At 63.6% G+C, this 12,385-nt stretch carries 9 protein-coding genes; 2 read left to right on the top strand and 7 right to left on the bottom strand.

Going from position 1 to position 12,385, the window contains the following annotated elements:
* Positions 1–76: 76 nt before the first annotated feature.
* On the bottom strand, positions 77–2,356 hold the full coding sequence (locus HND55_10485) for a penicillin acylase family protein (GenBank protein QKK03028.1): 2,280 nt from the start codon (positions 2,354–2,356) through the stop codon (positions 77–79).
* Positions 2,356–3,684 (bottom strand): diguanylate cyclase, encoded by a 1,329-nt coding sequence (locus HND55_10480; protein QKK03027.1) that lies wholly within the window; start codon positions 3,682–3,684, stop codon positions 2,356–2,358. The genes HND55_10485 and HND55_10480 overlap by 1 nt, the downstream gene beginning before the upstream one ends.
* A 226-nt stretch (positions 3,685–3,910) precedes the next feature.
* Between HND55_10480 and yeiP the strand changes: the two genes are divergently transcribed.
* Together yeiP and HND55_10470 are read left to right on the top strand one after the other, a co-directional pair.
* A complete protein-coding gene (gene yeiP, locus HND55_10475; protein ID QKK03026.1) occupies positions 3,911–4,477 on the top strand; it encodes an elongation factor P-like protein YeiP in 567 nt (188 codons plus the stop codon).
* Entirely contained in the window at positions 4,478–5,620 is a 1,143-nt protein-coding gene (locus tag HND55_10470; GenBank protein QKK03025.1) for a prephenate dehydrogenase/arogenate dehydrogenase family protein, read from the top strand.
* Here the strand turns inward: HND55_10470 and HND55_10465 are convergent.
* From HND55_10465 to HND55_10445, 5 genes are read right to left on the bottom strand one after another with little or no spacing between them, the layout of a single operon-like run.
* Positions 5,589–5,861 (bottom strand): polyhydroxyalkanoic acid synthase, encoded by a 273-nt coding sequence (locus HND55_10465; GenBank protein QKK03024.1) that lies wholly within the window; start codon positions 5,859–5,861, stop codon positions 5,589–5,591. The genes HND55_10470 and HND55_10465 overlap by 32 nt on opposite strands.
* Positions 5,862–5,866: 5 nt before the next feature.
* Positions 5,867–8,629 carry an EAL domain-containing protein gene (locus HND55_10460; protein QKK03023.1) on the bottom strand — a complete coding sequence of 921 codons (2,763 nt, stop codon included), beginning with the start codon at positions 8,627–8,629 and terminating at the stop codon, positions 5,867–5,869.
* Complete coding sequence (locus tag HND55_10455; GenBank protein ID QKK03022.1) at positions 8,626–9,000, bottom strand: response regulator; 375 nt, start codon at positions 8,998–9,000, stop codon at positions 8,626–8,628. The genes HND55_10460 and HND55_10455 overlap by 4 nt, the downstream gene beginning before the upstream one ends.
* Positions 8,997–11,195 carry a transporter substrate-binding domain-containing protein gene (locus HND55_10450; GenBank protein ID QKK03021.1) on the bottom strand — a complete coding sequence of 733 codons (2,199 nt, stop codon included), beginning with the start codon at positions 11,193–11,195 and terminating at the stop codon, positions 8,997–8,999. The genes HND55_10455 and HND55_10450 overlap by 4 nt, the downstream gene beginning before the upstream one ends.
* Positions 11,188–12,240 (bottom strand): hypothetical protein, encoded by a 1,053-nt coding sequence (locus HND55_10445; protein QKK03020.1) that lies wholly within the window; start codon positions 12,238–12,240, stop codon positions 11,188–11,190. Before HND55_10445 ends, HND55_10450 begins: the two co-directional genes overlap by 8 nt.
* Between the last annotated feature and the right edge of the window lie 145 nt (positions 12,241–12,385).

Here is a 12,385-nt window from a genome sequence, read left to right as displayed (position 1 = left end):
AATGACGTTGCGGCCGTGAATCCCATGCCGCTAGAAGGTAGCAGCGACCGGCCCATGGCGCCATACGCACTACTCCCTATTGCGGCCTGAACTCCAGACGCGACTGCGCGCGGGCTTCGACAGTGGCCCGCCCCCACGGCACCGTCCAGGGTCTTCCCGAGCGCCAGTCATTGAGGAAATCGTCGAAGTGGGGACTGAACGGGTTGCCGGATTGCCCCAGCGTCAGGTTGAGGCTGAAACGGTCGACGTCGGCCCAGTCCATGACGTAGCGCATCGAGGCGCCGGCGCGCATCGCCAGACGGCCGGAATCGGGATCGAAACTGACGTAGGCGACATTGGGGCTGCCGGCGTCGCCGCCGACAGGCAGCGGGCCGCGGGTCAGCCCGAGCCATCGGTCGATCAGCGGGTTGCGCGCAAGCGGATGACGAATGGTCAGCTGCTGGATGCGGCCGAGCGGATGGATTCCAACCTTCAGCGCATCTTCCAAGGCGGTCAGTGCAGCCTGGTCGCGGTCGAGGCCGGCCAGCGGCATCCGCCCGGAATCATCGTGCAGCCATTGGTCGAGCAAGGGCCTGAGCCGTGTCCATTCAATCTCGCTGTGATCGTTAAACAGCGCCCGCGGCAGGTAGTGCCACCACAGCGCAAACAGGCCGCCCATATCGCTGTCGGCGGCCATTTCACCGTTCCAGGCACGCAGCTCGCCGGCAATGGCGGTCCGCCCGGAGCCGGCCGCCACCTTGGCCAGCCAGTCCTTCCAGCTCAAAGCGCGATCGGACAGTTCATTGAGCTGGAGTGCGGTCATGTCGTCGCGATCGAAGCGCTGGTCTTGCGTCAGCATGGCGCTGATGCGGCGCATGCGCAGGTGCTTGTAATAGCCGGGTATCGGGTAGGGCCAGTTCTCGCCGGCAGCATGGTTGTTGGCGTTGGCCAGCCAGCCCTCGGACGGGTTGAGGGCAAACGGTCGCTCGTCAGGGGGGTAGAAGCCGTCCCAGTCGGTTTCCGGATCACTGGCGTCGAGTACGGTAAAGAACCGGCGGTGGCGGCGGACGGGAACGGGCGTCGACTGAACATAGCCGATATTGCCCTGACGATCGGAGTAACTCCAGTTGACCGACAGCGCGCCCATGGCCGTTGCGGCCTGGCGGAAACTGGCGAAGTCGGTTGCCCGGTTCAGCGACAGTCCGCTGTGAATCAGTTCACCGACGGGCAGCTCGAAACCCGCCCAGCGCAGCACCAGGGCGGCCTGATCGTTCAGTTCGATCACCGGGCCAAGCGGAGTGTGGTAAAGCGTCTTTTCGACCGGCTCATCACGCCCGCGCACCAGGAAGCGCTCCCGGCGTTCCAGCAGCGTCTGCGGCCCGTGCGGTCCCTGCAGCTGCATCGACTGTTCGCTGTCGCGTGGTTGTCGATAGAGCTCGAAGACATCGACGGGCGCGACCGTAAAGGCCCAGGCACTGTGTCCGTTGTGGCCCATGGCGACAAAGGGCAGTCCGGGGACAGTCACGCCGATGACGTCAAGTGACTCGTCGGCATGCAGGCCGGCCGCATACCAGAGCCCGGGTGCGATGTCGATGTCGAGATGTGGGTCCGAAGCGTGCAGCGCGGCCCCGCTGGCCGAGCGCTCCGGCGCAACGACCCAGGTGTTCGATGCGCGGGTCATGGCGCTTTCCGGCAGCGTCGGCACGGTCCAGTCGGGTAGTTCGGCCAGCCACTGGCCAGCCGATTCACCGAAGGTTTCGGTCACCGCCCGCCACGATTCGGACAGTCGCTGAACCAGCGTTGTCGGATAGAAGGTCTGGTAGTAGGCGATGGCCAGCACGTCGGCGCGCGTCCAGGGCTGAGGATGGGCGCCCAGCAGCACCATGCCCGGGGGGAGTGGACGGTCGCGCTGCAGGCTTGAATTGATGCCGCCGACGTAGGCATCGATCAGACGTGCGGTTTCCGGCTCGAGTGCGGGGGGGGCCTCGATGACCCGCCGATAGAACCCGAACGCCCGGTGGCGAACGTCAAGCGGCAACGCCGCCTCGCCGACCAGCTCGGCCAGTTCGCCTCGCGTCATGCGCCGGATCAGCTCCATTTGCAGCAGTCGCTCGCCCGCATGCAGCCAGCCCAGGGCGCGCAGGGCATCCGCGTCGGTCTCGGCGTAAATGCGCGGTATGCCGCGCTGGTCAAACAATACCTCGACCTTCCCCGAAAGCCCGGACAGACCGACTTGCCCCTGGTAGGGCATGACCGACTGGCTCAGCCAGGCCCGCCCACCGAACCAGGCAGTGGCTGCAAATGCAGCAAGCACGATGAGGCTGATCGCCAGGCTGCGGCGCAGCAGCCCGGAGCCCGTGGGGGTTCCTGTCGGCATCAGTGATGGTTACCGATGAGCCGGGGCGCTGGATGGTCGCTGTCGCTTGTCGTGCTGATTGCGGCTGCCTGAACCCGATTGCGACCGCGCTCCTTGGCCCGGTAGACCGCCTGGTCGGCGCGGCGGATCAGGGCCTCCAGATCGACCTCGAGCATTTCGCTGCCGGTCACCCCGAGGCTGGCGGTGACGTGCAGTCCGGCCGGTTGCAGCTGTTCGAGACGTTCGCGCAGCAATTCGGCACGTTCGGTGGCAACGGACATCGGGCAGTGGGGCAGGATCAGCAGCAGTTCTTCGCCGCCGAAACGCACCGCCAGGTCCTCGTCACGACAGCACTCCGAAATCAGTTCGCCGACTTCGGTCAGTACCTGGTCACCGACCAGGTGGCCGTGGTTGTCGTTGATCTGCTTGAAGTGGTCGATATCGATCAGGATTACGCTGAGCGGCTGATTCTCAGAGGTCTGTCGTGAGAGCTGCTGACCGAACTCGTTGAGCGAATTGCGGTTGTAGAGGCCGGTCAGCGGGTCGGTCATGGCCATTTCATACAGCTGGTGGCGCTGCTTTTGCACCTGGTCGAACAGCTGCTTGTTGACAACCAGGTTACTGATACGCGCGCGCGCCTCTTCCATGATGACCGGTTTGCTGATGAAATCGTTGATGCCGAGCCGAAACAGCCCGACGCGCCGGATCTGGTCCTCCAGGCCCGACATGGCCAGGATCGGCAGCCGGGTCTTGTCGGGCTGGCGTTCGCGCAGCCGACTGACCAGCGATACGCCGCTGATCTCCCCCTCGACCAGGATATCGCTGATGACCAGGTCATGGCGGGACTCGCTGAAGTTCTTCAGTGCATCGGCCGCGCTGCGGTAATGGTCGACCTCCAGGTTCATATGCCGCATCAGATGAATCATGATCCGGCTGACGGTGGGACTGTCTTCGATATAGAGCACCCGCCCGGACAGCTTTTCGTCGCTGTGCCGACCGGTGATGCGTCGGGCGCGCTGGAACAGCTGTTCCACCTCGGCGCGTGGATGAATGTCGGTGATCCCGGCTTCCAGCGCCTTGCGGCGAACCCGATTGTCCTGGACCGAGCTGAGCAGAATGATCGGCACGGCAAAACCGTTGGCCATCGCACGTGCCCGGCGGCAAAAACTGATGCCGTCCGTGTCAGGTAGCGACAGGGATACGCAGATCATGTCGACGCTGTGGCGTTCGAGCAGCGTCAGGCCGGACTTGCCGTCGCGGGCCATCAGCGGATCGTGGCCGGCCTTGAGGACCAGCCGCTGCCACAGGGCATGAAATACCTTCGATGGGTCGACGACGAGAATCTTCACCGCAACGCGTCCTGTGAACCGGTTTGGCCCCCTGGGCAGGCATGAAAACCGAATTGATCCAGCAAGATAGCATAAGCTGTGTGTTCCGGGCAGGCAGCATGACTTAATGCGTCATGCAATCCCGCGCGAAATGTGAAGTCATTCACAGTAGTGGCCCATGGTTTGCCCGTTTCATCGTGTTTCGCGATATTCTTTGCCGCCTGTTTAACGAGAACATGCATTCAACATGCCAAAAGCCAGCGAAATCAAGCGAGGTCAGGTGGTCGAGCACGATGGCAGCACATACAGCGTCCGCCAGATCGATCGATCTGCGCCGACTGCGCGTGGTGGCGGCACCCTGTTTCGGTTCAAGCTCGAGGGGATACCGGGCGGTGAGCGTCGGGAACTGACGCTGAAGGGCGATGACATGCTGCGCGAAGCGGATCTGGTGCGCCGGCAGAGCACGTTTTCCTATCGCGACGGCGACCAGTTCGTTTTCATGGATACCGAGGACTACACGCAGTACACCCTGTCGGCCAGTGACATTGGCGAGGCGAGCCGCTATATCAGCGATGGCCTGGAGGGGATCTACCTGCTGATCATCGCCGATCGCCCGATCGCCATCCAGCTGCCGCAGTCGGTCGAGTTGCGTGTGAGCGAAACGGCACCGGTGCTCAAGGGCGCGACGGCGGCCAAGTCCGCCAAGCCAGCGGTGCTGGAGACCGGTCTGGAAGTGCTGGTGCCCGACTACATCACCAGCGGCGAGACGATCCGCGTCAATACTGAAAGCGGTGAGTTCATGGGGCGAGCCTGAATGACCACCAGAGAGCAAGGCCCGGATGCGCTGCGTGCGCTGCGTGCGCAGCTCGACGAAGTCGATACGCGGCTGGTCGAGCTGGCCGCAAGGCGTCAGCAGCTGGTCTCCGAGATCGGTCGCTGCAAGCAGGTCGATGGTCGCCAGCTCAGAGATTTTCGGCGCGAGCGCGAGGTGATCGACAGGATTCGGGTCCATGCCGGGCGGGTAGCACTGGATCCGGTCGTGGCCGAAGATCTGTTCAAGCGCCTGATCGAAGCTTCGCTGACGCGTCAGGAGCAGGAGCGCATTCGTCTGGCCGGTCGCGGTGAGGGCCGCCATGCCCTGGTCATCGGCGGCGGCGGACGAATGGGTCGCTGGCTGGCCGGCTTCCTCGACACCCAGGGCTACCATGCAATGGTCGCTGATCCCGCCATTGACGATAACGGTCGTGATATGTTCCGGGACTGGCGCTCGGCCCCGCTCGATGCGGGAGTCATCGCGATTGCTGCGCCGCCGGCGCAGACGGCCCGGGTGATCGACGAGCTGGCAAAACGGCGGGTACCCGGCCTGGTGTTCGATATCGCATCACTCAAGACACCGCTGATCGACTCGCTGCAGCAGGCGGCGGCGGCCGGCTTGCGGGTGTGTTCGCTGCACCCGATGTTCGGGCCCGATACCCGGCTGCTGTCCGACCAGCACGTGCTGGTCATGGATGTGGGCTGTGGCGAGGCCGTAGACGAGGCCACAGCCCTGTTTGCCGACACCATGGCACAGGTGGTGCGGATCGATCTCGATGAACACGACCGTCTGATGGCGCCGGTGCTTGGCCTGTCGCATGCGCTGAACATTGCCTTCTTTACCGCTCTGGCCAACAGTGGTATCGATTCCGGTGATCTGGCCGCCGTTTCCAGTACGACCTTTCGCCGCCAGCTCGAGGTCGCTCTGGACGTGGCCGGAGAGAGCCCGGCGCTCTACTACGAGATTCAGCGTCTCAATCGCCATGGCGCGGCCATTCGTGCCGCGCTGGGTGAGGCGATCCAGGCGCTGAGTGATTGCGTCGATCGGGACGATGCCGATGGTTTCGCCGGGCTGATGCGCGCCGGCAGGCGCTATCTGGACCGACTTGGCGCTACCCGAAGTGCTCGTCCAGATAGCGCATGATTTCCCTTTCTACAGCTGGCTGGAGGTAGATCAGCAGCAGCGCGAGCTGGGCGCGAACGTGGATTTGGCGCTCATCGACGTCGATTTCGCCGTGCACCCCAAGGCGTTCGAACACGATGGTGTCGCCGTCCCAGCCATAGTCGATGCTGAATTTCTCGGCCAGGTCGCGGGCCAGGTCGTCGGCGATCTGCTGGGCCTCATCGAGCGCCAGCGAATGACCCTTGCGTATATCGATACTCATCGGGTTCAGTCGCGCCCGGGACCGCAGCGCGCGGCAAGCAAAGGTTCGATTTCCCCGGCTGGCAGCGGCCGGCTGTAGCGGAATCCCTGCAGCAGGTTGCAGCCGGTATCGGTCAGAAAGCGTTCCTGTTCGGCGGTCTCGACCCCTTCGGCAACGGATTGCAGCCGCAGACTGTGGGCCAGCTCGATCATGCCGGTGATGATGGCTTCGCCATCGGCGCTCTGGCCGATATCCCGGATGAACGAGCGATCGATCTTGAGCTGGTCGATCGGGAACTGGCGCAGGTAGGCGAGCGAGGAGTAGCCGGTGCCGAAGTCATCGATCGCCACGCTCACCCCCAGTTTGCGAAGGTCAGCGAGAATGCGGCTGGCTTTCTCAGGTCGCTCCATCACCGCCGATTCGGTGAGCTCGAGCTGCAGCAGTCTGCCGGGCAACCCGCTTGCAGTGAGCGCGCTGCGAATGTCGTCGACCAGTGCCGCATCGCGGAACTGACGGGCCGACAGGTTGACCGAAACGGCCAGCTCGTAGCCGCTGTCCTGCCAGATGCGGGCCTGCCTGCAGGCGGTGTTCAGCACCCAGCGTCCGATCGGTACGATCAGCCCGGTTTGTTCTGCCAGTGGTATGAACTCGTCGGGCGGAACTGGCTGCCCGTCCGGACCGCGCCAGCGCAGAAGCGATTCGAGCGAAATGATGGCGTGGCTTTGCGCGTCGAGCAGCGGCTGATAGTGAAGCGTCATCTCCTCGTTTGACAGCGCCTGGCGCAGCCGGGACTCCAGGTCGATAAGCCGCTGGGCCGTGGCGTTCATGCCTTCGGTATAAAACCGGAACGTGCCGGGGCCGCTGCTCTTGGCGCCTGCCAAGGCGATATCGGCGCAGCGCAGCAGTTTGTCGTAGTCCTCGCCGTTGCCGGGAAACACGCTGATGCCGATGCTCGCCGTCAGGGTCACCGAGCGATCGGGCAGCTCGAAAGGCGTCCGAAATGCCGCAAGCACGCGCTCGGCCAGGCCCGGCAGGTCGCCGGAGGAGGCCATGTCAGAATACAGGATGACAAACTCGTCGGCGGTCATCCGGGCGAGCGTATCGCGAGGCCGAACACAGGTCTTCAGCCGTGCGGCGATCTCGCGCAGCAGGACATCCCCGATGGCGCGACCGAGGCTGTCGTTGATGCGTTTGAAGTGGTCGACGTCAATGAACATCAGCGCCATGACGCGGTCGAGATGACGGGCATAGGCTATGGCCTGTTCGACGCGATCGGAGAGCAGGTTGCGGCTGGCAAGACCGGTCAGCGTGTCCTGGCTGTACTGTCGCTCCAGCTGTTCCTCGTAATGCTTGCGCTCGGTTATGTCGTTGATGATCCCAACGAAGTGGGACACTTCATCGTCGTCTCCGAGTACCGGGGAAATCGTCAGCTCGTTCCAGAACAGGGCGCCGTCCTTGCGATAGTTGCGCAGCACAACCTGCGCCTCGCGACGCTGATCGAGCGCTTCTCGTATTACTTTGAGCTCACGCTGCTGGCGATCATCGGCAGACAGGAATCGGGGATCCTGACCAAGCGATTCCCTGCGAGAGTATCCCGTGATCCGGGCAAAGGCCGGATTGACGTAGATGATCGGGTTGTCGTGCCCGCTGGCCTCGGTGATCATGATGCCGTTGGCGGTGGCTTCCATGGCGCGACGGCTAAGCCGGTTGGCCTGCTCGGCCGCCCGCAGCCTGACTTCGGCCCGGGTGCGCTGCTCGTCCTTGCCGATTAGTTCGAGCGCAAACGACACATCGCTGGCCATCTCTTCGATCAGATCAATCAGGGACTGGTCAAAAAAACCGGTTTGCCCGGAAAACAGACTGATGCCGCCGACAAGACGGTCGTTGACGCGAATAGTGACGGTGGCGTTCGAGCGCAGGCCGGCCTTGCAATAGAACCCCTGCATCCCGGCCAGCCGGGGCTCGCGGGTCAGATCGTTGCTGATGAAGGTTCGCTCTTCCCCCAGCGCGATCTCCATCGGCGTCTGGCGTGGCTCGTGAATGCTCAGTCGTTCGAACTTCTCGAACCAGCCATCCTGTCCGCCGGCATGGGCCACTTGCTTGATCTTGCCGCTGTCATGGTCGAGCAGCCCGACCCAGGCCACGGTCAGGCCGCCGCGCTCGACGGCGATGCGACAGATGCGCTCGAGCAGCTGCTGGCGATCACGGATTTGGACGATGACCTTATTGACGGCACTGAGGGCACCGTAGAGCCGATTGACATGCTCGATCTGGGCGCGGGCTGCTTCCAGCTCCCGGACATGGTTGGCCAGTTGCTCGTTGCGCTGTTCGAGTTTGTGGACCAGGCGCTGGCTGTAGCGCCTGTCTACATCCTCGTCATCGTCGACCGGCCTGCGCTGGCCTGCCGACGGGCTGGCGGCGGTCTGTTTGAGAACCTCGTCAACATGAGCGATGAAGGCGTCCGGTTCGGTCGGCTTGACCAGGAATGCGTCCCCGCCAAGATCATGAACGAGTCGCTCGTCATCCGGATCGGTATAGGTGGCAGTGTAGACGATGAAGGGAATGCCGCTCAGTCGCGGGTCGGCCTTCCATTCCCGCAGCAGGGTGAAGCCGTCCATGACCGGCATGAGCAGATCACTGATGACCAGGTCGAAGGCGTTTTGCCGCGCCAGCTCCAGCGCTTCGGCGCCGTGGTTGGCTTCCTGCACCTCGAAGTCGTGCGCCTTGAGCAGCGAGCACAGCAGGTAGCGGTTCTCGTTCCGGTCATCGACGATCAATACGCGCTTCACGTCGGCGCCTCTAGATGGCTCTCGACCGCGTCAACAAAGGTGTCAGGGTCGATCGGCTTTTCGATATAGCCGCTGCAGCCTGCGCGCAGGCAGCGTTCCCGGTCACCCGGCATCGCATAGGAGGTCACCGCTATGATCGGTGTATTCGCCAAAACAGGTTTCTGCCGCAGTTCCTGCGCCACGGTGTAACCATCCATGCCGGGAAGCTGAATGTCAAGCAGCACCAGCGCCGGTCGCAGTTCCTGCGCCCGCGCGATGCCGCTAGCACCGTCGGCGGCATGTTCGACCGTCCAGCCGCGCGCCTGCAGCAGATAGGTCACCAGATAGCGATTCTGTTCGTTGTCCTCGATCAGCAGCAGGGTTCGATTCATGATGCCGCCACCGTATCGCTGCGTTCGAGCGGCAGGATCACGGTAAACAGGCTGCCCTGGCCCCGGCATGTCTCCACTTCGATCCGCCCGCCCATGAGATCGACCAGCCGCTTGCAGATGGCCAGTCCGAGCCCGGTGCCCTCATGTTCGCGCGCCAGCGTCGAATCGACCTGCCAGAATGGTTTGAACAGGTTGGCGATATCCTTGCTGTCAATGCCGATGCCGGTATCGCGCACGCAGATTCGCACGGCGTGACCTGCCTGACCATCAATGGATGTGGCCGAAATCGCGACCCGTCCGTGCCGGGTGAACTTGACCGCGTTGCCCGTCAGATTGAGCAGAATCTGCTCGATGCGCCGTCGATCGCCGATGCGCGTGCCAAGCCGATCGTCGATTTCCTGCTCGAGCGTCAGCCTCTTGCCCTCGGCCAGTGGGCGAACCACCTCGAGCGTGCGCCTGATGCAGTCGGCCAGATCGAGTGGAGCAGGCTGCAGGCCGAGCTCGCCGGCCTCGATGCGCGAGATGTCCAGGACATCGTTGATCAGGGCCAGCAGATGACGCGAGCTGTCGCGCACCATGTCGAGCTGGCGTCGCTGTTCTTCATTGAGCGGCCCGGCCAGCTCCTGCAGCAAAATTCCGGTAAAGCCGATGATCGAGTTGAGCGGTGTTCTGAGCTCGTGACTCATGGTTGCCAGAAAGGTCGACTTGACCCGGTCGGCCGCCTCGGCCCGCTGAAGCGCCCGCGCCAGCTGCTTCTCGAAACGCTTCTGCGAGGAGATGTCGACCAGCACGCCGATCAGGGCCAGCGGCGAGCCGTCGTCATGATTGACCCGGGTTGCCGAGTAGAGCAGGTCATGGCAGCTGCCGTCGGCAAAGGTAATGCTGACCTCGCGACTGGTTGTGCCGCCTTCATCCAGAATGCGCTGCTGCTCGGCCTGGTAGCGCTTGCGTTGCGCCGGCGGCAGAAACTCCACGTCGAGCACGGTTTTGCCCAGAATCTCCTCGCAGCGGACGGCAAAGGCGCGTTCATAGGCATGATTGCAGCCGATGAACCGCAGTCGGGTGTCCTTGTAGAAGATGATCGCGGGGATCTGGTCGATCATCGCCTGCAGCAACCTGGATGTCTCGGCCAGCTCCCGGGTGCGTTCGTCGACCCGCTGCTTCAGCTCTCGGTTGTGCGCTTCGGCCTGCTGCCGGATCGTGGCCGTGCGCGATTTCACTTCCCGCCGCAGCACAAGGGCAATGGCGCCGACGCCGATCAGCAGACTCAGCACGGCCAGCGCGGCGTAGGGAATCCAGTCCGGCAGCCTTGCCGGCGGCAGGTCATGTGACCATTTTTCGAGGGACTGGAAGTAGACCGAATCGGGGGTCTGCTTGAATTCTCGCAAATGCTTGTCGATGCGCTTGAGCAGATCCTCGGAGCCGTTGGCGGGTGCGGCGAAGTACAGACTTGAGGGGGCGAAAATGATGGCGGTGTCTTCCAGACCCGCCGCAGCTGCATGGCGTTCGCCGAACAGGCGGTTGGTCACGACCGCGTCGGCGTCGCCCTTGACCACCGACTCGAAGGCCGAGTGGTAGTCCGGCCTGGCAATCACGTCGACGCTCAGACCGAAGCCCTCGACCATGCCCTCGAGCTGATCCTGCTGGATCGATCCTTCAAGCACGGCTACCCGCCGGCGGTCGAGGTCGACCAGCGAGCGGATCGTGCTGTCGGGGCGGGTGTAGATCTGATGCCAGCTGGACAGCACCGGCTCGCCATGAAAATCGAAACGCCGATCGCGATCGGCGGTCAGTGCGACATCCGGCATCAGATCGATGGTGCCGTTCTCGAGGCCTTCCAGACCCTGACGCCAGGTACCCGGCAGGTATTCCAGCTGCCAGCCTTCGGCTCGGGCAATGGCCTCGATCAGGTCCACGAAGACGCCGCGCGGCTGACCGTCATCATCGAGTCCGACCTTCGGCAGATTCTGATACAGCGCCACGCGCACTGTGCGCTGTGGTTCGCCGGCGGCTTTGGGGTCTGAGCCGATCGGCGACATGCCCAGCACAATGAACACCACCGCCACCCTGACATACTGCCGGATCCATCGGCCACGGCAATGCCGGAGCCTGTCCGGCGCTGTCTGGGCAATAAACCGGGGCAGCCTGTCGATGTTCATCTTCTCCGTTGCGCCCGGCCGGTGAATCTCAGTCAAGCATAAGCAATTTCTGGCTACCGCGCCACCAACCGGTGACGGTGCTGACCGGTTCGAAGCGATCGAAGAACAGCGGGTCAAGTGATGGTTGGGCGCGCACGCACTCATAGGTCTCGGCAATGCGCGGGCCGGTGTCGATGACCTCGAAGTCACTGACCGTGACCGGGTCGCCGGGCGATTGGTCGAAGACGCGTGAATGGATGTCGAGACTGCTCCAGTCGGTGCTGGTGTAGCGGTCGCTTTCTGCGGTCAGCGCGACATTGCCGCCGTCGGACAACACCATGCCGTAGCGCTGCATGGTGCGCAGGATGACGCGTGCTGCGGGGTTATAGCCGGCCATCGGGAAATCGCTGCGAAGCCGAAGGCGGGCGCCGTAGGGCACTGAGCCGACCGGGCCGGACGGGCCGCCGGCGTGCGATGCCGGCCGCACATACAGCCGTCCCGCCACACCTCCGAGCGAAGCATCGCTGGCCATGCGCGCATTGGGCAGAATGAACCGGATGGCATGGCCCAGGTCACCGTCCGGCTGGGCGACGGCTGCGGCGACCTCGTCGGCGTTGAACAGCAGCGGAGCGATCGGAAACCCGGCCGCATCGGCGCTGGTGCAGTGTTCGCCCCGACCTTCGGGTGGATACAGGCCATCACGCCGCCACAGCGCCAGGCACTGACCCTCGACGCCGCTGGCGGTGACGTTGGCACGATAGACCTCGAACAGTTCGACGCCACGTACGACAAGCAGGTGACAGTCGCCGCTGTTATTGTCACAGCTGTAGCCGGTTTCGCCCTCGATGGCGCCGCCGGGCGGCAGCGGCACGGCGGTTCCCAGCGGCTCACAGTCCGGCAGGTAGTAGCTGTCGCCGGGGATCTGGATCAGCTGGCTGGTCGGGGTGCTGTCGTCGGCGTACAGAATATGCATGGAAAAGTCGATCTGCATGCGACCGAAGCCAAAGCCACCCTCATCGGCCAGGGTCTGGATCATTGTGGCCGAGTCCGGATGGGTCGGTGCCAGGTCGATGCGCTGATGCCAGACCGACAGCGGGTGCATCGTCGGTGGGGGCGCCGCTGTTGACGGGTTTGGGCCAATTAGTGCGGCCAGTGCTGTTAACAAAAGAACGGTCGGTGAACGCATACTCGATTCTCCTTATCGCTTGCGGCCCGGTTCCGGCTCGCGCGTCACCACAGCAGCGCTC

It is taken from the genome of Pseudomonadota bacterium (assembly GCA_013285445.1).
Classification (GTDB): Bacteria; Pseudomonadota; Gammaproteobacteria; order Xanthomonadales; family Wenzhouxiangellaceae; genus Wenzhouxiangella.
Note: the sequence above shows the minus strand (reverse complement) of the source record. Positions and strands in the feature narration are given on the sequence as shown.

Bases quoted from the DNA above. Each gene is read 5' to 3' on its own strand.
- HND55_10485 (QKK03028.1), bottom strand. From the start codon at position 2,356: ATGCCGACAGGAACCCCCACGGGCTCCGGGCTGCTGCGCCGCAGCCTG.
- yeiP (QKK03026.1), top strand. From the start codon at position 3,911: ATGCCAAAAGCCAGCGAAATCAAGCGAGGTCAGGTGGTCGAGCACGAT.
- HND55_10470 (QKK03025.1), top strand. From the start codon at position 4,478: ATGACCACCAGAGAGCAAGGCCCGGATGCGCTGCGTGCGCTGCGTGCG.
- HND55_10465 (QKK03024.1), bottom strand. From the start codon at position 5,861: ATGAGTATCGATATACGCAAGGGTCATTCGCTGGCGCTCGATGAGGCC.
- HND55_10455 (QKK03022.1), bottom strand. From the start codon at position 9,000: ATGAATCGAACCCTGCTGCTGATCGAGGACAACGAACAGAATCGCTAT.
- HND55_10445 (QKK03020.1), bottom strand. From the start codon at position 12,240: ATGCACCCGCTGTCGGTCTGGCATCAGCGCATCGACCTGGCACCGACC.